This is a genomic window from Kitasatospora sp. NPDC056273 (genome assembly GCF_042268845.1).
Classification (GTDB): domain Bacteria; phylum Actinomycetota; class Actinomycetes; order Streptomycetales; family Streptomycetaceae; genus Kitasatospora.
Map to the genome: position 1 here is coordinate 14760 of NZ_JBHJSJ010000009.1, position 18809 is coordinate 33568.

At 76.3% G+C, this 18809-nt stretch carries 19 protein-coding genes; 12 read left to right on the forward strand and 7 right to left on the reverse strand.

What is annotated here, in order from left to right; all coding sequences use genetic code 11:
* Positions 1–21 precede the first annotated feature (21 nt).
* Complete coding sequence (locus ACFCY1_RS10730) at positions 22–690, reverse strand: TetR/AcrR family transcriptional regulator (RefSeq protein WP_375874198.1); 669 nt, start codon at positions 688–690, stop codon at positions 22–24.
* Positions 691–812: 122 nt separating this feature from the next.
* Here ACFCY1_RS10730 and ACFCY1_RS10735 point away from each other — a divergent pair, with 122 nt between their 5' ends.
* Complete coding sequence (locus tag ACFCY1_RS10735) at positions 813–1865, forward strand: alpha/beta fold hydrolase (RefSeq protein WP_375874199.1); 1053 nt, start codon at positions 813–815, stop codon at positions 1863–1865.
* 225 nt (positions 1866–2090) lie between these two features.
* Here the strand turns inward: ACFCY1_RS10735 and tpx are convergent, their stop codons facing one another.
* Positions 2091–2591: a thiol peroxidase gene (gene tpx, locus ACFCY1_RS10740; protein ID WP_375874200.1), complete on the reverse strand. Its 501-nt coding sequence runs from the start codon at positions 2589–2591 to the stop codon at positions 2091–2093.
* A gap of 460 nt (positions 2592–3051) precedes the next feature.
* Positions 3052–4035 carry an oxidoreductase gene (locus tag ACFCY1_RS10745; protein ID WP_375874201.1) on the reverse strand — a complete coding sequence of 328 codons (984 nt, stop codon included), beginning with the start codon at positions 4033–4035 and terminating at the stop codon, positions 3052–3054.
* An 82-nt stretch (positions 4036–4117) separates the two neighbouring features.
* Between ACFCY1_RS10745 and ACFCY1_RS10750 the strand changes: the two genes are divergently transcribed.
* A complete protein-coding gene (locus ACFCY1_RS10750) occupies positions 4118–4786 on the forward strand; it encodes a TetR family transcriptional regulator (protein ID WP_375874202.1) in 669 nt (222 codons plus the stop codon).
* A gap of 165 nt (positions 4787–4951) precedes the next feature.
* Here the strand turns inward: ACFCY1_RS10750 and ACFCY1_RS10755 are convergent, their stop codons facing one another.
* On the reverse strand, positions 4952–5314 hold the full coding sequence (locus ACFCY1_RS10755; protein WP_049661667.1) for a hypothetical protein: 363 nt from the start codon (positions 5312–5314) through the stop codon (positions 4952–4954).
* Positions 5315–5694: 380 nt separating this feature from the next.
* Between ACFCY1_RS10755 and ACFCY1_RS10760 the strand changes: the two genes are divergently transcribed.
* The 5 genes from ACFCY1_RS10760 to ACFCY1_RS10780 all read left to right on the forward strand — a co-directional run bounded on the left by ACFCY1_RS10760 (position 5695) and on the right by ACFCY1_RS10780 (position 9254).
* Positions 5695–6081 carry a VOC family protein gene (locus ACFCY1_RS10760; protein ID WP_375874203.1) on the forward strand — a complete coding sequence of 129 codons (387 nt, stop codon included), beginning with the start codon at positions 5695–5697 and terminating at the stop codon, positions 6079–6081.
* Positions 6082–6187: 106 nt separating this feature from the next.
* Positions 6188–6505 carry a helix-turn-helix transcriptional regulator gene (locus ACFCY1_RS10765; RefSeq protein WP_198959518.1) on the forward strand — a complete coding sequence of 106 codons (318 nt, stop codon included), beginning with the start codon at positions 6188–6190 and terminating at the stop codon, positions 6503–6505.
* Positions 6506–6606: 101 nt separating this feature from the next.
* Positions 6607–7869, forward strand: coding sequence for an MFS transporter (locus ACFCY1_RS10770; RefSeq protein WP_375874204.1), 1263 nt, complete (start codon positions 6607–6609; stop codon positions 7867–7869).
* Positions 7870–8092: 223 nt separating this feature from the next.
* On the forward strand, positions 8093–8515 hold the full coding sequence (locus ACFCY1_RS10775) for a YwqJ-related putative deaminase (RefSeq protein WP_375874205.1): 423 nt from the start codon (positions 8093–8095) through the stop codon (positions 8513–8515).
* Positions 8421–9254, forward strand: coding sequence for an SUKH-3 domain-containing protein (locus ACFCY1_RS10780; protein WP_375874357.1), 834 nt, complete (start codon positions 8421–8423; stop codon positions 9252–9254). Before ACFCY1_RS10775 ends, ACFCY1_RS10780 begins: the two co-directional genes overlap by 95 nt.
* A gap of 104 nt (positions 9255–9358) precedes the next feature.
* Here ACFCY1_RS10780 and ACFCY1_RS10785 read toward each other — a convergent pair whose 3' ends face one another.
* Positions 9359–10327, reverse strand: a complete 969-nt coding sequence (locus tag ACFCY1_RS10785; RefSeq protein ID WP_375874206.1) for a phosphotransferase family protein — start codon at positions 10325–10327, stop codon at positions 9359–9361.
* A 182-nt stretch (positions 10328–10509) separates the two neighbouring features.
* On the opposite strand from ACFCY1_RS10785, the gene ACFCY1_RS10790 reads away from it, so the two are divergent.
* Positions 10510–11505: a zinc-dependent alcohol dehydrogenase family protein gene (locus tag ACFCY1_RS10790; RefSeq protein WP_375874207.1), complete on the forward strand. Its 996-nt coding sequence runs from the start codon at positions 10510–10512 to the stop codon at positions 11503–11505.
* 46 nt (positions 11506–11551) lie between these two features.
* On the opposite strand, the gene ACFCY1_RS10795 is transcribed toward ACFCY1_RS10790, so the two are convergent.
* Entirely contained in the window at positions 11552–11851 is a 300-nt protein-coding gene (locus ACFCY1_RS10795; protein WP_375874208.1) for an ArsR/SmtB family transcription factor, read from the reverse strand.
* Between the two features lie 585 nt (positions 11852–12436).
* On the reverse strand, positions 12437–13309 hold the full coding sequence (locus tag ACFCY1_RS10800) for a bacterial transcriptional activator domain-containing protein (RefSeq protein ID WP_049659476.1): 873 nt from the start codon (positions 13307–13309) through the stop codon (positions 12437–12439).
* A gap of 485 nt (positions 13310–13794) precedes the next feature.
* On the opposite strand from ACFCY1_RS10800, the gene ACFCY1_RS10805 reads away from it, so the two are divergent.
* From ACFCY1_RS10805 to ACFCY1_RS10820, 4 genes are all read left to right on the forward strand, one after another.
* Positions 13795–15006: an aminotransferase class I/II-fold pyridoxal phosphate-dependent enzyme gene (locus ACFCY1_RS10805; RefSeq protein WP_049659474.1), complete on the forward strand. Its 1212-nt coding sequence runs from the start codon at positions 13795–13797 to the stop codon at positions 15004–15006.
* A 122-nt stretch (positions 15007–15128) separates the two neighbouring features.
* The gene (locus tag ACFCY1_RS10810) at positions 15129–16364 is read left to right on the forward strand and encodes a beta-ketoacyl-[acyl-carrier-protein] synthase family protein (protein WP_375874209.1); all 1236 of its coding nucleotides are present in this window, start codon (positions 15129–15131) and stop codon (positions 16362–16364) included.
* The gene (locus tag ACFCY1_RS10815) at positions 16361–17281 is read left to right on the forward strand and encodes a MaoC family dehydratase (RefSeq protein WP_375874210.1); all 921 of its coding nucleotides are present in this window, start codon (positions 16361–16363) and stop codon (positions 17279–17281) included. Before ACFCY1_RS10810 ends, ACFCY1_RS10815 begins: the two co-directional genes overlap by 4 nt.
* Before the next feature lie 5 nt (positions 17282–17286).
* Positions 17287–18807: an AMP-binding protein gene (locus ACFCY1_RS10820; RefSeq protein ID WP_375874211.1), complete on the forward strand. Its 1521-nt coding sequence runs from the start codon at positions 17287–17289 to the stop codon at positions 18805–18807.
* Positions 18808–18809: the final 2 nt, after the last annotated feature.

Sequence of the window (18809 nt, forward strand, 5' to 3'; positions counted from 1 at the left end):
CCGGGGGAGGGGCGGCCGGTGTCAGGGGCGGTGCCGGGGGGCGGTGGCCCGGTTCCCGCCCGTCAGGCCGTCGAGGACCAGGTCCGTCAGGCGTTCGGGCAGGTCCGGTTCGTCGGGGCGGTGGCCGAGCAGGCAGCGGGTCTGGAGGGGGGCGCAGAGCAGTTCCAGTGCCAGGGCGGTGTCGGTGTCCGGGGGGAGTTCCCCGCGGTCCACGGCCCGGGCGATGATGGCGCCGGCCTGGTCGAGGCGGGAGTGCCAGAAGGTCTGCCAGGCCTCGGCGAGGTCGGGGTCGTCGGCGCTGAGGGCGGCGGCCCGGGCGACGGAGCGGCCGGTGGGGGTGGCGAGGTAGCGGGCCAGGGCGCGGGCGAAGGCGGCCAGGTCGGTGCGGACGGCCCCGGTGTCGGGGACGGGGACGCCCTCGTTGCTGCCGGTGAGCATGGCGTCCAGGACGAGTTTCTCCCGGGTGCCCCAACGCCGGTACACGGTGGTCTCGTTGACGCCGGCGCGGGCCGCGACCCCGGCGACGGTGAGCCGGTCGACGCCCTCCTCGGCCAGTACCTGCGCGGCGGCGTCCAGGACGGCCTGGCGTACGCGCGCGGCGCGCCCGCCCGGGCGGCGGCGCACCGGCTGCGGCTCCGACTCCGGGTGCGGCTGCGGCTCCGACTCCGGGTGCGGCTCGTGTTCGGTCATGTCGATCACCTCGGCCACCACACTAACGCAGGGCCGCTTGCGTTAGGCGTCGGTGCGGGCGCATAGTCGTTAACGCAAGTGTTCCGGCTTTAAGAAGCTTGAGTGCGACAGGAGGCACCACCATGTCCTTCACCTGGCCCCTGGACCCGCGGGACCTGTTCGTCGAGCGCTACCCGCAGATGACCCTCGGCCTGCCCGCCGGCGAGGTGGACGCGGTCCGCGCCGCCGTCACCGTGATGTGGCCCGACCGGCCCGGCGGCTGGGTGTACGAGTGGTCCGCCCTCGCCGCCCGCCACGCCGCCGCCGGGCGCCACCGCGAGGCCGCGCAGGCGTACGGCTGGGCCAAGTTCCCCTCCCTCGCCGACGGGCCCAAGCGCACCGCGCTCGCCCGCCAGGTCGAGCAGTACGTCCTCGCCGCCCCCGGCTTCCCGGTGGAGTTCGAGCGCCGTATCCTCACCGTCCCCCACCGCGGCGGCGAGGCCGCCGTGCCGGTCCACCTGATGGCCGCCCCCGGCCTGCCCGCCGACGCGCCCCTCGTCCTGGCCAGCGGCGGCGTGGACTCCTGGAAGACCGACCTGCACGGCATGTGGGAGCAGCTCGCGTTCGCCCTGCCGGCGCGGCTGCTGCTGTTCGACCTCCCCGGCACCGGCGAGAGCGCCCACCTGCCGATGACCCCGCACGGCGGGGACGAGGTGATCGCCGCACTGGTCGCCTTCGCCCGCGCGGCCGGCAACGGGAGGGTCGGCCACTTCGGCATCTCGATGGGCGGCTACTACTCCGCCCGCACCGGGCTGACCGGGGCGGTGGACGCCTCCGTGGTGCTCGGCGGCCCGGTCGAGCGCGCCTTCGCCCCCGGCCGCGGCTTCGCCTTCGGCATGGACGGCATCGTCGGCAACGCCCTGGGCTTCGACACCGCGCCCACCAGGGCCGAACTCGACGCGGCCTTCGCCGGATTCGACCTGCGCCCGCTGCTGGACCGGGACGCCAACGGGCCGATGCTGGTCGTCAACGGCACCGAGGACGTCCACGTCCCCCAGGCCGACACCCTGGTGTTCGAGGGCCGCCGCGACACCCGCGTCGAACTGATCCCGGACACCGGCCACTGCGCCGTCTCCCGCTTCGACGAGGCGATGGCCCTGATCGCCCCCTGGCTGAAGGACACCCTGGCCGCCTGAACCGGCTGCCCCGGCGCCCCCGCCACGAGACGCCCGCCACGAGACGCCCGCCACGAGACGCCCGCCACGGCGGTCGTCCTCCGCCCGGCGCGTCCGGGACGGGCAAAAGCGACGGCGGCCCGCCCCCCGTCCTGCCCGTCCCGCCGGAGCGGGGACGGGCGGGACGCGGGGGGCGGGCCGCCGCACCACAAAAGGGGTCGGCACCGCGGGCGCGGTGCCGGCCGGTCAGACGAGGGCGGCGAGCGCGGCCTCGTAGTTCGGCTCGTCGGCGATCTCCGCGACCAGCTCGGTGTGCAGGACGGTGTCGTTCTCGTCCAGGACGACGACCGCGCGCGCCGTCAGCCCGGCCAGCGGACCGTCGGCGATCGCCACACCGTAGACGTCGTGGAAGTCCCGCCCGCGCAGGGTGGACAGCGTCTTGACGTTCTCCAGGCCCTCCGCGCCGCAGAACCGGGCCTGCGCGAACGGCAGGTCCGCCGACACGCACAGCACCACGGTGTTCTCCAGCGAACCCGCCTTGGCGTTGAACGTGCGCACCGAGGTCGCGCAGGTCGGGGTGTCGATGCTGGGGAAGATGTTCAGGACCTTGCGCCGACCCGCGAAGTCCTTCAGCGACACGTCCGCGAGCCCCTCGCCGACCAGCGTGAACGCCGGCGCCTGGCTGCCGGCGGCCGGCAGCGCGCCACCGACCTGCACCGGGTTCCCCTTCAGCGTGACCTGAGCCATGAAAAGCCTCCTACCAGCAGTGTGTACGGGATGCAACGCCGCCGATCCTACTGCCCGCCCCCACCCCCGCCCGGGGCGACCACCAATACCGGACACCCCGACCGGCCGGAACAGGAAACGGCAGCGGGAAGCGGGAACAGGGACCCGGACAGGGAAGCGGCGAACCGGCCCGCACGGGACCCACCCCGCAGGCCCCGCCGCACAGACCGTCAACCCGCCCACCACACGCCCCCGCCCGCCCGCCGTACGGCCGCGCCCTGCGCCGGCGGTGTCCGGCCGCTCCCCTGGCCGGGACCGGTCCGGCGTTCCCGGCGGACGCGGGCGGGGTGCCGGGCGGGCCGGGCGGCCGCCGTCGCCGTCGGGCCGTGTCCGCTGCCGTAGCGCGGTCCCCCCTGCCCCGCTGCGCCCCGCCGCGCACCCCGGGGGCGGTGACCTCCCCTCGCCCCCTCCCGCTCCGGGGTCAGGCGCCGTCCGCCGCGGGCACGGTGAACCGCAGCCCGGTCAGTTCCTGCGACACCTCCCACAACCGCCGCCCCGCCCGCGGGTCCTGGGCGCGAGGGGCGGGCGAGGTCAGCGCCGGGGCCCCGCGCAGTTCGCCAGGCCCGCCCGGCCCGTACAGCTCCCCGCCGCGCACCCCGGGGGCGGTCGCCGCGTGCAGCTGTGCCAGCGCCCCGCGGGCGGGCGTCTGCGCGAGCGGGCGCAGCAGGTGCCCGAACAGCAGCCGTACCGGTGCGACGGCGCCGGCGCGGGGCAGGGCGGTGGCGGCGTAGCCGGGGTGGGCGAGCACGCTGCGCACGGGGCTGCGGGCGGCGCTCAGGCGGCGGTGGAGTTCGAGGGCGAAGAGGGCGTTGGCGAGTTTGGACTGGTTGTAGTGGCCCATGGGGGAGTAGGCGCGTTCGCCGGTGAGGTCGTCGAAGTCGATGCGGGCGCGGCGGTGGTTGGCGGAGGTGACGGTGACGACGCGCGGGTCGCGGCCCTGGGCGAGCAGGTCGATCAGGTGGGCGGTGAGGGCGAAGTGGCCGAGGTGGTTGACGGCGAACTGGAGCTCGTGGCCGTGCGGGGTGAGGGTGCGCGGGGGTGCCATGACGCCGGCGTTGTTGACCAGGACGTCGGGGTGGACGCCGTCGGCGCGCAGGCGGGTGGCGAAGGCGTGCACGGAGCGGGGGTCGCCGAGGTCCAGGCGGCGTACCTCCAGGCGGGCGGCGGGGTGGGCGGCGCTCACGCGGGCCGCGGCGCGCCGGCCCTTGTCCTCGTCGCGTACGGCGAGTACGACGCGGGCGCCGCGGCGGGCGAGGGCGTCGGTGGTGGCCAGGCCCAGGCCGCTCGCGGCGCCGGTGACGACGAACACCCGCCCGTCCAGGTCCGGTTGCGGCTCCGGGCCGGGGCCCGGGGCGGGGGCGGGGCTGTGGTCGGGGGCGTGGTTGCTTCGGGGCGTACGACTCATACGGCTCAAGGTGCCCTTCCTGTCACCAAGTGTCAAGGTGGGCATTGGGCGTCGTGTGTGGCGTGGGGGCTAGGATGGGGCGGTGACCTCCCGACCCGCCGCCACCCTGGCCCAGCGCAAACGCCAGCTCGTGGCCGACGAGCTGACGCGGGCGGCGCTGGAGCTGCTGGCGGGCGGCGGGTTCGACGCCGTCACGGTGGACGAGATCGCCACCGCCGCGGGGGTGTCCAAGCGGACGTTCTTCCGCTACTTCGCGTCCAAGGAGGACGTGGTCGTCCGGTTCCTGGGCGCGCTCGGCGCGGCGATGCGCGAGGAGCTGGCCCGCCGCCCGGCGGGGGAGGCGCCCTCGGTGGCGCTGCGGCACGCGGTGTGGCGCAGTGTCGAGGACTGCGCCGGCCACGAGGAGCGAGCCCGCCAGGTGGTGCGGCTGGTCCTGTCCACCCCCGCCCTGCTCGCGCGCTTCCTGGAGCGCCAGGCGCAGTGGCGCGACGACCTCGCCGAGGAGCTCGCCGCCCGCCTCGGCCTGGACGCCGGACGCGAGCTGTACCCGCGGCTGGCCGCGGACATGGCGCTGGCGGCCTTCCACACGGTGCTCCAGCGCTGGAGCGCCGACGACGACGCCGGCGCTTCCGGCGGCGGCGCGGCGGTGGACCCCGCCGCGCTGACCGGGAGCTGCTTCGCCGTCATCGCCCCGGCCCTGGACGCCGTCGTGCGCACCCCCGCCCCCGGCGGCGCCCCCGCCACGGCCTGACCCCTGCGGCGCCGTCGGGCCGCGCCGCCCTCCCGGTCGCCCCGCGGTATCCGGCAAGGCGCCCGCCCCGCGGTGCCCGCGGAGGGGTCCGCGGGTGCCACGGGGCGGGCGCCTGCCGGACGGGCCGTCACCGTACGGGTGCGGGCGCCGGTCCGGGCGGCCGGTTCAGTTGAAGACCACGACGTCGGTGCGCATCGGCAGCGGGCTGTTCCACCCGATGCTGATCTTGAAGGTCACCACGCCGTTGCCCGGGGCGATGCTCGAGACCTGGAAGGCCGCGGCGCCGACGAACCGGTTGCCGTTGGAGTCGATCTCGGAGGCCGTGATGACGACCGTCGAGTCGATCCCGATGACGTTCCAGGACAGCTGGAGGTTGAAGGTCCCGTTGCCCGGGCTCCACGTCCACCAGGCCCGGTTCACGGAGCCGACGTTGCCGCCGATGGCCGCGAGGCCCTCGTCCCGGCCGGCGGGCAGCGAGCTGTGCGTGATCTGCGGGACCTCGGAGGCGGAAGGTTCGACTGCGGCCATGGCGGCACTCCCTGCGCCGGGAGAGCCCCCCACGAGCCCTCCGGATACCCAGAGTGTCCGCCGTTGCGCACAGCGTCACAATCACTCGTGCGAGTGAACCACCGGCGCGTCGCCGTGCCACCCGCGCCACCACGGCCCCGGGCCGCGCGCCGCCCGGCGCGCACCGCCCGCCACCCGCCTGTCGCCCGGCGCGCACCGCCCGCCGGCTGGCGACCCGTCAGTCCGCGGCCCGTCCCACCCCGCCCCGTGTCCCGCGCGGCTTGCCCGCGGCCGGGCGGTGGCCGACGGTGGAGTGCGAAACGCGCCGCGCGGCCCCGCCCGCCCGCGCGCACCGCCGCCCACCCGCCCGCCCGGGCCCGGACCACCCGAGGGAGCCCCCCGTGAGGATCAACCTGGCCAGCGTCTTCGTCGACGACCAGGACAAGGCCCTGCGCTTCTACACCGACGTGCTGGGGTTCGTGAAGAAGGCCGACGTCCCGCTCGGCGACCACAGCTGGCTCACCGTCGTGTCGCCCGAACAGCCCGACGGCACCGAGCTGCTCCTGGAGCCCGACCGGCACCCCGCCGCCAGGGCCTACGTCGCGGCCCTGGCCGCCGACGGCATCCCCGCCACCTCCTTCGCCGTGGACGACGTGCACGCCGAGTACGAGCGCCTGCGCGCCCTGGGCGTGCGCTTCACCCGGGCGCCGCTGGCCATGGGGCCGGTGACCACCGCCGTCCTGGACGACACCTGCGGCAACCTCCTCCAGATCGCCCAGTACCACTGACCCCGCCCCGCACGGCCCCCGAGGGCGCCCCGCCTTGACACCCCGGATCGTATCCAGAATATTAGATACGTCCCCGAGGGGCCGGACGGCGGAAGGAGCGTGTGCGGTGGACCTGGACCCGCTGGCCGTGCACAAGGCGCTCGCCAACCCGGCGCGCGCGGACTTCCTGCGCTGGCTCAAGACGCCCGAGCGCTACTTCGACGAGCCGTACTACCGCGAGCGCGGCGTCGGCTTCCACATCGGCGTGTGCGTCACCGACATCCAGGAGCGCTCGGGGCTGTCCCAGTCGGTGGTCTCCGGCTACCTCCAGATCCTGCGCGAGGCCGGGCTGCTGGTGTCCGAGCGCGTCGGCAAGTGGACGTTCTACCGGCGCGACGAGGAGACCATCGCCGCCTTCGCCGCGTACGTGCGCGACGAACTCTGACCCCGCCCCACCCCGCTTCGGGGGGCGCCCGCCCGGCGCCCCCTTTTCTTCGACCCAAACGCATCCAACTATCTAGATTTGTATATCCAATGGAGGCTGTCGTGCCACGCACCGCTCCCGCCCGAAACGCCCTGGCCGTCCCGGTCCTGGCACTGGGCGTGTTCGGCATCATCACCACCGAGATGGGCGTCGTCGGCGTCCTGCCCTCCCTGGCCGAACGCCTGCACGTCACCCCCGCCGCCGCCGGATGGCTGGTCGGCGCCTTCGCCCTCACCGTCGCCGCCACCGGCCCCGTCGGCGTCCTGCTCGCCTCCCGGCTGCGCCGCAAGACCGTCCTGGCCGCGGCGCTCGCCCTCTTCGCCGTCTCCAACGCCGTCTACGCGCTCGGCCACTCCTTCCCGCTCGTCCTGGCGTTCCGGATCCTGCCCGCGCTGCTCCACCCCGTCTTCTTCGCCCTCGCCCTGACCGCCGCCACCCGCCTGGCCGCGCCCGGCAAGGCCGCCCGCGCCGCCACCACCGTCTTCGCCGGCGTCAGCGCCGGCTTCGCGTTCGGCGTGCCCGTCACCTCCTACCTCGCCGAGCACATCTCCCTGCCCGCCGCGTTCTGGGCCGCCGGCGCCGTCAACCTCCTCGCCTGCGCCGGGGTCCTCGCCTTCTTCCCCGACCTGCCCGACACCGCGCCGCCCACCTACGCCGGACAGCTGGGCATCCTGCGCCGGCCCCGGCTGTGGCTGGCCGTCGCCGCCGTCACCCTGGTGTTCGCCGCGATGTTCAGCGGCTACGGCTACATCGCCGAGTACCTGGGGAGCGTCACCGGCCTCGCCCCCTCCCTCACCGGCCCCGTCCTGATGGCCTTCGGCGTCGTCATGACCGCCGGCAACATCCTCTTCGGCCGCCTGCTGGAACGCGGCCTCGTACGCACCGTCACCGCCTACCCGCTCCTCTACCTCGCCCTCTACCTCCTGATCGACGCCGCCGGCCCCCACCCCCTGCCCATGCTCGCCGCCGTCCTGGCCTGGGGCGCCGTCCACTCCGGCGGCCTCGCCGTCGCCCAGGCCTGGCTCGCCCGCGACGCCACCGACGCCCCCGAGTTCGGCAACAGCCTCTTCATCTCCTTCTCCAACCTCGGCATCACCCTGGGCACCACCCTCGGCGGAGCCGTCGTCACCACCGCCGGCCCCCGCCACCTGCCCCTGGCCGGCGCCGCCCTCGCCGCCGCCGCCCTGGCCGCCGTCCTCCTGCGCCGCCGCCTGGACCCGCCCCGGCAGCCCGACCAGCCGCAGCCCGACCAGCAGTCGCGGCACGACGAGCCGCGGCAGGACGAGCCGCGGCACGAGGAGCCCCGGCCCGTCCCGGCCCCCTGACCGCCCAGCCGGCCCGCGCCCCCTGCCCCGCCCCGGGCAGGGGGCGCACCCGCCCGCCGGCCCCCGACCCCCGACCCCTGGCCGTACCCGCACCGCCCGCGCGGCCCGCACGCGGGAACCCCGGCGGCCCGCCGCTACCGTGTCACCGGCCCCCGCCACCGGCCGTCGCGGCGCTCCCGCGCGCCGCACCCGGCCACGACACGAGACGAGTTGATGCCGCACCATGTCCGACGACGACATACCGCCGGGCGTCGGCGCCGCACTGCTGCGCCCCGGGGCCGAGGCGGTGACGGCGACCAGCACGCACACCGCCACGACGGACGCGCACCCGGCCGTGCGGAGCCTGCTGGACCGGACCGCGCCCGCGATGCGCTCGCTGTTCCACGGGCGCTGCCCGGAGGTCGTCCTGCTGTCGCGGGTCGCCGCCGAGGCGCGGGCGGCGCTCGTCGCCGAAGGCGTCCATGACCCCGGGCACGACCGGGTCATCGAGCGCATGGGCCTGCTGCTGTCCGGGGCGGTGATCGCGGGCATCCTGCTGCTCGAGCCCGGCGATCCGGCGCACGAGCGCCCGATCCCGCCCTGCTCGTCGTGCGCACCCGCGCTCGACGCGCTCGGCGTGCGGGTCGTGGAGGCGCCCGCGCTGTGACGTCCCGTTTCCCCGCCCCGTCCTCCACGCCCTGACCGCGGCCGGCTGGTACGAGGGCGTCCGCCTGCCCGAGCACGAACTGCGGGCCCGGCTGCGCTCGTGGGGAGACCCGGCCGCGTACTTCCCGCCCCCCGTGACGGCCGTGCTGCGGGAGTTCGGCGGCATGACCGTCCACCAGTACGGGCCGGGTGCGGACATGTCCCGGATGCCGTTTCGGATCGATCCCGGGGTCGGGCTCCACGCGGACCGGAGCCTGCGCGCCTACGGCGCGAGGTACGGCCCGGACCTGGTGCCCGTCGGGGAGTACGACCTGGGACGCGGGCGGCTCGCGATGGACGCCGAGGGCGCCGTCCACCTGTTCTGGGGCGACCTGTGGAAGGTCGCCGACTCCTTCGACGGCGCCCTGGTCGCCCTGGTCGAGGGCCGGCGCCCGAGGCGCCTCGACCCGGCCGCGCCGGCCCCGCTTCCCCCCGGCGAACCGGCGGACGAGGCCAGGGCCCGCGACCTGGCCCGCCACCGCGCCGTCCGGGGCGGCCCCCTCGGCGCGGTGGACGTCGTGCTCCGGGAGTTCGAGCTCGGCTGGCCGGCCTTCCCGGTCTTCGCCGACCCGGACCCGCTCGTGAACGTGGGCGCGGGCTGCCTGGTCGTGGACCGCCGCAACGGCCTCGTCACGCAGATGCCCGCCCTGCCCGCCGACCGCGTCCTGGACATGTACCGCGCGTGGTACCCGGCCCGCTGACGCGCCGGCGGCACGTCCCGCCGCCCGCGTCGCGGCGGCACCGCGGCACCCGCCCGGGCACCCCGCGCCCCGGACCCCCGGGGATCCGGGGCGCGGGGCCGGGTTCAGGCGTAGCGGTCGAACAGGGCCTGCAGGTAGTCCTCCAGGCGTCCCGTCAGCACGGCCGGCGTCAGGTCGGCGCGTCCCAGCTCGCGCCAGGGCTCGGCGACCTTCCGCGCGTCCGGGGCGAAGACGAGGGCGTCCAGCAGCCGCCAGTACAGGTGGTCGCGGCCGCCGGCGAGGGTGCGGCCGCCGGCGGCGGTGTAGCGGTCGGCGAAGGCCAGGCCCGCCTCGGGGCCGTGCAGCAGGGCCAGGGCGGTGGAGCAGTGGGCGACGTCCAGGTCGGCCGGCCCCCAGGACGTCTCCACCCAGTCGACGACCCCGCTGACGGCCAGGTCGGCGCCCGCGCCGGTGAACAGCACGTTGCCGGGGTGGAAGTCGCGGTGCAGGAAGCAGGAGCGGTGCGCGGGCACCGCGCCGCCGATCACCTCCACCGCCCGCCGCCACAGCCCGGCGCGGGCGGTGCCCCCGGGCACCTCCACGCGCTCGGGGGCCGTCCACGCCTGCCAGGCGCGCGGCCGGTCCTCCTCGGCGACGTCGAGGGCGTGCACGGCGGCCAGCTGCGCGGCCAGCAGGCCCGCGCGCCGCCCCGCCCCGCCGTCCTCGGCCACCCGCACGGTGCCGGGCAGGTGCGTCATCAGCAGCGACGGGTGCTCGCACACCGCCCCCGACCCGTCCACCGCGCGCAGGCGCGCCGCCGGGACGCCGCCGCCCTCCAGCAGGCGCAGCACCGCCGCCTCGCGGGCCAGCAGCCCCGGGGCGTGGCGGCGGTAGAACGGCTTGACGAAGGAGCGCAGCACCAGCGCGTACGGGCCCGCGCCACCCGGGCGCTCCACGTCCACGCGGCGCATCCGCGAGGTCCACCCGCCCGTGAGCGCGCTCACCGCCGTGACGCGCTCACCGGGCGCGAGGAGCCCCTCCACCCACCGGCGCGTGCCGTCCCACCCCTGGCCCCAGTCCCCACCGTCGATCATGGACGGCAAGCCTACGCCCCGCCCCCGCCCGACCCGCCCCGGGCAGGCCTGACGAAGAGTCAACTCCCGTACAACCAGGGAAAGAAGGCCTCTATTCCGACAGGTGTCGAAGTTTGACAGGCGGGGCGCGCCCGGGGTTGGCTGGACGCCGATCCGCACCGCACCAGGGGGAGGGGCCCGCCATGCCCAGGACCGTCGTCTTCGAGACCACCGGAGGACCGGAGGTACTGGCCGTACGCGAGCGCGCCCTGCCCGAACCCGGGCCCGGCGAACTGCGCCTGCGCGTGGCCGCGATCGGCCTCAACCGCGCCGAGGCCCTCTTCCGCGCCGGCACCTACCTGGAGCGGCCGCGCCTGCCCGCCACCCTCGGCTACGAGGCCAGCGGCACCGTGGAGGCCGTCGGCGAGGGCGTCACCGCCTTCACGCCCGGCGACCGCGTCGACACCGTGCCCGCGTTCTCCCAGAACGACTACGGCGTCTACGGCACCCACGTCCTGGTCCCCGCCCGCGCCGCCGTCCCCCACCCCGCCGGCCTCACCCCCGCCCAGGGCGCCGCCGTGTGGATGCCCTACCTCACCGCCTACGGCGCCCTCGCCGAGGACGGCCACCTGCGCCCCGGCGACCACGTGCTGATCACCGCCGCCGCCTCCGGCGTGGGCCTGGCCGCCATCCGCACCGCCCGCCGCCTGGGCGCCCACCCGATCGCCACCACCCGCACCCGCGCCAAGGCCCGGCACCTGCTGGACGCCGGCGCCGCCGAGGTCGTCGTCACCGGCGAGGACGACCTCCTCGCCCGCGTCGACGCGGCCACCGGCGGATCCGGCGTGCGCACCGTCCTCGACCCCGTCGCCGGACCCGGCGTCCTGACCCTCGCCCGCACCCTGGCCCCCGGCGGACGCCTGACCGTCTACGGCCGCCTCGACCCCCGCGACACCCCGATGCCTGGCCAGGACACCTTCGCCCCCGTCACCAGCCGCTTCTTCTCCATGCACGAGGTCACCCGGGACGACGAACGCCTGCGCCGCGCCCACGCGTTCGTCACCGCCGGCCTGGCCGACGGCTCCTTCACCCCCGCCGTCGACCGCGTCTTCGAAGGCCTCGACACCGTCGCCGAGGCCCACCGCTACCTGGAGGCCGGCACCCAGATCGGCAAGATCGTCCTGGCCGTCGGCGACTGAACCACCACCGGAGGCCGAACCGCCGCCGCCGGGGGCCGGCGGGCCCTCAGGCCCCCGGGGCCCGGCGGGCCTCCGCGTCGGCGGCGGCCACCACCGCCGCCAGCAGCCCCGGGAACCGCCGCTCCAACTCCTCGCTGCGCAGCGCGTTCATCTTGGTGGTGCCCACGTAGTACTGGCGCAGCAGCCCCGCCTCGCGCAGCACGCTGAAGTGGTGGCTGGAGGTCGAACGCCCCACCGGCAGGTCGAAGGAACCGCAGCTGAGATCGGCTCCCGAGTGCGCGAGCGTGCGCACCACCGTCCTGCGGGCCGGATCAGCGAGCGCCTCCAGCACCTGCTGGACGCTCACGTCCTCCACACCAGGGTGCACGATCACCCGCGCCGCCACGCGTGCCCGCCCCACACCCACCACCCCTTCCCAACACTCGACCCCCGTCTGTCCGACAGTCAAAAACCGCGCCGTGTGCGCGACTTCACGAGCACGACGCTACCAGGGACGATCGCCCGGCCCCCGGCCTCCGCCCCCGGGAGGCGCGCCGGACCCCCGGACCGCCCCCGCGCCCCACCCGCCGCCCACACCCACCGCAACACCCGCGCAACACGCCCCGCCGCCCGGCACGGGGGCCGGCCGCGGACCGCGCGGGAGCGCCGGGCACGACGGCGCGCGGCCGAGGACGGCCGGAAAGAGGGGATGCGCGGCGCGGCACGGCGGGGGAGGGACGCGGCGCCGGGGAGGGCCCCGTGACGGACCGCCGAGGACGACCGGGGACCGCCGAAGACCGCCGGGCACGGCGGCGCGAGGCCCGGGGCGGCGGCCGGAAGGAGAGGGCCCGCGAAGACAGGCGGCGCGCCCCGCCGGACCGGGGACCGGCGGGGCACGCCGCAGCGGCACAACGGCAGCGGCAGGCGCGGGCGCAGGCGCGGGGCCCCGGGCTCAGGCCGCGCGCACCGGCGCCGGCGCCGCCCGGGCCAGGCGGGTCAGCGCCAGCGGCTCGAAGATCCCCATCAGCACCGGGTCCACCGCCCGCACCGCCGCCGGCGCCGGCGCCGCCGGCACGGGGGAGCGCAGCATCGCCAGGTAGAGCTCCTGGGTCTCGGCGGCCGGGTCGATGCCCAGCTCCTCGGCCAGCACCTGGCGCAGCTGCTGGTAGCAGCGCAGCGCCTCCGCCCGGTTGCCGGAGGCGGCCAGCGCCTCCATCCGGCAGCGGTAGGCGCTCTCCCGGAACGGCGCCCGGCGCACCGCCTCGTCCGCCCAGCGCAGCGCGTGGTGCTCCTCGCCCAGCGCCGACGCCGCCAGGCTCGCGGTCTCCAACGCGCTGATGCGCAGCTCCTCCACGTGCTCGCGCACCCCCTGCGCCCACTCGCCCTCGTGGTCGGGCAGGAACGCCCCGCGCAGGTTCGCCAGCGCCCCCGCGGCCAGCTGCTGCGCCACCGCGTGGCCGCCCGCGGCCAGCGCCTCGCCGGCCTCGCCGACCGCCGAGGCCGCCGCCTCCAGGTCCACCGCCGCGTCCGCGGGCAGCCGCAGCACGTACCGCCCGCCCTGGGAGATCAGCGGGGTCGCACCGGGCCCCTGCCCCGGATCGGTGACGAACGCCCGCACCCGGCTCACCACGCTGCGCAGCGCGGAGGCCCAGGTGTCGGGCAGCCCGTCGGGCCAGATGGTGTCGGCCAGCTGGTCGCGGCTGGTGCCGCTGGAGCGCTCCAGCACCAGGCGGGCGAACGCCACCTGGGCCTGGGCGCTGGACAGGTGCTGCGGGGCGCCGTCCTCGTGCTCGACGGCCACCAGACCGGTCAGGCGGATCAGCATGCGCGGGCCCCCGATCTACCGGACGGACCGTCTTCCCTGAAGCCTTTCAACACGAGCTCCAACCCCCTCGAGCCAAAGCGGAAGTGACGGCCCGTTCCGGCCGTCGGCGTGGGAAATTGCGGATCGGAACAATAAACCGCCGACCAGCCGTTCGGTTTCGGCGGATTTCGACCATACATTCGCCGCATCGCGCGGTGTCAACACCGGTTGCGGAAACATACCCACCGGCCGGTCAATGCGTCGTGGACGCAAGGTTTCCGCACGTCAGAGCGTTCCCGCAGGCCAGGAAAGCGCCTATTGCGGACGCCTTGCGCATCCTGCCGTAGAAATGTAGCCATCCTTGAGCACCCCGCGTGAAGGCTTCGAGAAACACCCCGAGCCGCGAAAAGCCCCGAACAACCGCGAAACAGCCGCACGCAACCGCGAAACAGCCGCGAACAACCGTGAAAAGCCGTGAACACCGTGACGCCGTGAAGGAGAAACCCGTGAACGCCACCGGAGCATGGGACCGCCTGGAGCCGAAGCTCGCCGCAACGAACGCCCGCGTGGCCGCACTGGAGTCCGACCCCTCCCGGCGCAACAGCTTCGTCGCCTACACCATGGAACGCGACAGCGCCTACTGCGACCTCGACGGCGAGCGCCTGCTCATGATGTCCGGCTACAGCTACCTCGGCCTGGCCGGCGACGAACGCGTCGTGGCCGCCGCCAAGGCCGCCGTCGACGTCTACGGCACCGGCAACCACGGCGTGCGCGCCCTGGCCGGCACCATCCCCCTGCACGAGGAACTCGAAGCCGAGGTCGCCCGCTTCGCCGGCCGCGAACGCGCCCTGGTCTTCGGCTCCGGCTACGCCGCCAACGTCGGCACCGTCGGCGCCCTCGTCGGCCAGGGCGACACCGTCCTGATCGACAAGTACGACCACGCCTCCATCGTCGACGGCTGCCGCCTGTCGGGTGCCACCGTCACCCGCTTCCGCCACAACGACGTCGACCACCTCGAGCGCCGCCTCAAGGCCGCCGCCCCCACCGGCGTGCGCCTGGTCATCGTCGACAGCGTCTACTCCATGGACGGCGACATCGCCCCGCTGCCCGAACTGCGCGAGGTCTGCGACCGCTACGACGCCCTCCTCATGGTCGACGAGGCCCACGCCCTGGGCGTCATCGGCAAGACCGGCGGCGGCATCGAGGAGCACTTCGACCACAAGGTCCGCGTCGACGTCAAACTCGGCACCCTCTCCAAGGCCATCCCCTCCATGGGCGGCTGGATCGCCGGCAGCCACGACCTCATCGGCCACCTGCGCTACGCCGCCCGCCCGTTCCTGTTCTCCGCCGCCCTCGGCCCCGCCCAGACCGGCGCCGCCCTGGAGTCCCTGCGCATCCTGCGCCGCGAACCCGAGCGCGTCACCCACACCCAGACCCAGGCCCAGCGCCTGCGCACCCGCCTCAACGACGCCGGCATCTCCACCATGGACTCCACCACCGCCGTCCTGCCCGTCATCGCCGGCAGCGACGACGCCGCCTACGACTACGCCACCGCCTGCCGCAAGGCCGGCGTCATCGGCCTGCCCGTCGTCACCCCCGCCGTGCCCAACGACCTCGCCCGGCTGCGCATCGCCGTCACCGCCCGCCACACCGCCGCCGACATCGACTTCGCCGCCGAGGCGTTCCTGACCGCCGCCGCCCAGACCGGCCTGATCTGACCCGCCCGGCCCGCCCGATCCGGCCCGCCCCGCCCGCCTGATCCGGCCGGCCCGGACCAGCCCGCCCCGCCCCCGCCGCCACCGCCGGGCCGCCCGCGCGACCGCGCTAAGGAGACGAAGCCATGGCCCCCCACCACCGGCCGCCGATCGCCGTCACCGGCCTCGGCGTGGTCAGCCCCGCCGGCCACACCGTCGAGGACCTCTGGCGCACCGTCGCCTCCGGGCGCTCCACCGCCACCGCCCTCACCGACCCCGCCCTGGCCCGCCACCGGGTGCGCCTGGGCTGCAAGGTCACCGACCTGCCCGACAACGACCTCGTCCCCGCCAAGGACGCCCGCCGCCTCGACCCGTTCGCCCACTACGGCACCCTCGCCGCACTCGCCGCCCACGCCGACGCCGGACGCCCCGAACCCGAACCCGGGCGCAGCGCCATCGTGGTGGGCACCGCGGTGGGCGGACGCACCACCAGCGACCGCGAGTCCGCGCTGTACACCGAGCACGGGCCGCTGCGGGTCTCCCCGCTGATGCCGCTGGTCACCATGCCCAACGCGGCCGCCGCCCAGATCGCGATGCGCCTGCACTGGAACGGGCCCGCCCTGACGATCGCCACCACCTGCGCCTCCGGCGCGGACGCGATCGGCCACGGCGCCCTGCTGCTGGAGACCGGGCGCGCCGACGTGGTGATCGCCGGCGGCTGCGAGGCCACCCTCACCCCCGTCACCCTGGCCGCGTTCGGCAACCTCGGCGCGCACTCCCTGCGCAACGACGAACCCGGGCGCGCCTCACGGCCCTTCGACACCGACCGCGACGGCTTCGTGATGGGCGAGGGCGCCGGCTTCCTCGTCCTGGAACGCCTGGACGACGCCCGGGCCCGCGGCCGCACCCCGTACGCGCTGCTCGCCGGGTACGGCGCGAGCGCGGACGCCTACCACCTGTCCAACCCGCGCCCCGACGGCGCCGGCGCGGTGGCCGCGATGCGCGCCGCCCTCGCCGACGCGGCCCTCGCGCCCGGCGACATCGCCCACGTCAACGCCCACGGCACCTCCACCGTGCACAACGACCGGGCCGAGGCCGCCGCCCTGCGCGCCGTGTTCGGCCCCCACGGCGTGCCGGTCACCTCCACCAAGGGCGCCATCGGCCACCTGATCGGCGCCGCCGGCGCCGTCGAGCTGATCGCCGCCATCGAGGCCATGAACGCCCGCACCGTCCCTCCCACCGCCAACCACGAGAAGACCGAAGAGGGCCTGGACCTCGACGTCGTGCACACCGCGCCGCGCCCGGTGCGCGCCGGCGCGGCCCTGTCCAACTCGTTCGGCTTCGGCGGCCACAACACGACCCTGGTGGTGACCCCGCTATGACCGCACCCACGACCACACCCGCCGCACAAGCCGCCCCCGCCGCACAAGCCGCACCCGCCGCACCCGCCGGACAGGCCGTACCCGCCGTGACCGCGCCCGCCGGTCCGGTGTCGCGCACCCGCCTGCACGTCACCGACCGGGACCTGGCCGCCTACCGGGCCGCGGCCCGGGCCCGCCTGGGCGCCCCCGCCCGCGCCGGGGCCGGCCCCGCGCACCCCTTCGTCGCCGCCCACGCCCTCGCCCAGCACACCGTCAGCGCGCTGACCGCCGGCGACCACGGGTTCACCGGCGTGGTCCACCTCGCCCAGGAGATCCGCACCCACGCCCCGCTCACGGCGGGGGACGTCGACGTCGCCGTCGAGGTCGCCGCCGTGCGCCGCGAGGCCCGCGGCACCCGCCTGGCCCTGACCACCCGCCTCACCGACGCGGCCACCGGCGCCCCGCTCGCCGACCTCGCCACCGCCGCGCTCCTGCTGGGCGCCACCGGCGCCGAGCCGTACGGCGCCCTGCCGCCGGCCGCCCACCCCGGCTCCGTGCCCGACGGCCCGCCCCAGGTCCTCACCCACGTGCTGGACGCCGGCGACACCCGCGCCTACGCCCACGCCTCCGGCGACCTCAACCCCATCCACCTCGACGACGACGCCGCCCGCGCGGCCGGCTTCCCCGGCGTCATCGCCCACGGCATGCACCTCGTCGCCCTGGCCGCCGAGGAGATCACCGACCGCCACGCCGGCGGCGACCCCGCCCGCGTCACCGCGCTCGGCGCCCGCTTCGCCGCCCCCACCCGCCCCGGCACCGAACTGCGCCTGACCCTCCAGCCCCACGACCGGGGCACCGTGGTGCGCTTCACCATCGCCACCGAGGCCGGCACCGCCGTCAAGGCCGGCTGGGCGCGCATCGCACCGGTGGGGGAGTGAACGCCGTGACCACCACCCCCAGCAGCGCCCCGTTCGGCCGCCCCGTCCAGGACACCGCGCTGCCGCCGCTCGCCCTGCCCGACGCGTTCACCGCCCACGCCCGCACCCGCCCCGACGCCCCCGCCCTGCTCTGGCACGACCAGAGCGTCAGCTACCGGGAGCTCGCCGAGGCCGCCGACGCCGAACGCGCCCGCCTGAACGCCCTCGACCTGGCACCGGGCGAACCGGTGGGCCTGTACGCCGTCAAGTCACCCGCCGCGGTCGCCCTGGTGCTGGCCTGCCTGATGGAGCGCCGCCCCTTCCTGCTGCCCTCCCCGCAGCTCGCCCCCGCCCTGCTGGCCGCGCTCTTCGCCCAGGCCGGCGCGCGGCGCCTGCTCGCCCCCCTGGGCCAGGACGCCCCCCGGCTGCCCGCCCTGCCCCACCCCGCCCCGGTGCCCACCCTCGCGGCCGGCACCTCCTTCATGCTCACCACCTCCGGCTCCACCGACCTGCCCAAGATCGTCCCCCTCGCGCAGGGCGCCGTCGACCGCTTCACCGCCTGGGCCCACGACACCTTCGACCTCGGCCCCGGCCGCACCGTCGCCAACTACGCGCCCCTCAACTTCGACCTCGCCCTGCTCGACGTGTGGGCCACCCTCGCCGCCGGCGGCACCTGCCTGCTCATCGACCCCGCCCACGCCCTCAACGCCCGCCACCTGCTCGCCCAGCTCATCCGCCACCGCCCCCACGTCCTGCAGGCCGTCCCCCTCGCCTACGCCCTGCTCGTCCAGGCCGCCGCCGGCGCCCACGTCCTGGACAGCGTCGAGCACGCCGCGTTCACCGGCGACGCCATCGACGCCCGCACCCTCGCCGCCCTGCCCGCCCTGCTGCCCGGCGCCGAGCTGTACAACATCTACGGCTGCACCGAGACCAACGACAGCTTCCTGCACCGCCTGGACCGCCTGGACGCCGCCGCCGCCCTGCCCGTGCCCATCGGCACCCCGCTGCCCGGCGTGCGCACCCTGGTCGCCACCGCCGACGGCACCCCCCTGGACGGCCCCGGCAGCGGCGAACTCTACGTCTCCACCCCCTTCCAGGCCGCCGGCTACCTCGACCGCTCCCGCGACACCGGACGCTTCACCACCCAGCCCGAAGGCGCCGGCGAAGGCCGCCGCTGGTTCCGCACCGGCGACCTCGTCACCCGCGACGAGGCCGGACGCGTCCACCTCACCGGCCGCGCCGACTTCCAGGTCAAGGTCCGCGGCGTCGCCGTCAACACCGCCGAGATCGAACGCGTCCTGCTCGCCCACCCCGACGTGCGCGAAGCCGCCGTCGCCGCCGCCAGCGACCCGCTCACCGGCAAACGCCTGCACGCCGCCGTCCAGCGCACCCCCGGCTCCACCCTCAACAGCCTCGTCCTGCGCGAGTACCTGGCCCGCAACCTGCCACGCGCCGCCGTCCCCGAGAAGCTCGCCATCCACGACGCCCCTCTGCCCAAGACCGCCACCGGCAAGGTCGACCGCAAGGCCGTCCTGCCCGCCCCGTAACA

Coding starts and splice junctions, on each gene's coding strand:
- ACFCY1_RS10775 (WP_375874205.1), top strand. CDS start 8,093: ATGTCCGACGACGACATACCGCCGGGCGTCGGCGCCGCACTGCTGCGC.
- tpx (WP_375874200.1), bottom strand. CDS start 2,591: ATGGCTCAGGTCACGCTGAAGGGGAACCCGGTGCAGGTCGGTGGCGCG.
- ACFCY1_RS10790 (WP_375874207.1), top strand. CDS start 10,510: ATGCCCAGGACCGTCGTCTTCGAGACCACCGGAGGACCGGAGGTACTG.
- ACFCY1_RS10800 (WP_049659476.1), bottom strand. CDS start 13,309: ATGCTGATCCGCCTGACCGGTCTGGTGGCCGTCGAGCACGAGGACGGC.
- ACFCY1_RS10810 (WP_375874209.1), top strand. CDS start 15,129: ATGGCCCCCCACCACCGGCCGCCGATCGCCGTCACCGGCCTCGGCGTG.
- ACFCY1_RS10735 (WP_375874199.1), top strand. CDS start 813: ATGTCCTTCACCTGGCCCCTGGACCCGCGGGACCTGTTCGTCGAGCGC.
- ACFCY1_RS10785 (WP_375874206.1), bottom strand. CDS start 10,327: ATGATCGACGGTGGGGACTGGGGCCAGGGGTGGGACGGCACGCGCCGG.
- ACFCY1_RS10730 (WP_375874198.1), bottom strand. CDS start 690: ATGACCGAACACGAGCCGCACCCGGAGTCGGAGCCGCAGCCGCACCCG.
- ACFCY1_RS10815 (WP_375874210.1), top strand. CDS start 16,361: ATGACCGCACCCACGACCACACCCGCCGCACAAGCCGCCCCCGCCGCA.
- ACFCY1_RS10745 (WP_375874201.1), bottom strand. CDS start 4,035: ATGAGTCGTACGCCCCGAAGCAACCACGCCCCCGACCACAGCCCCGCC.
- ACFCY1_RS10755 (WP_049661667.1), bottom strand. CDS start 5,314: ATGGCCGCAGTCGAACCTTCCGCCTCCGAGGTCCCGCAGATCACGCAC.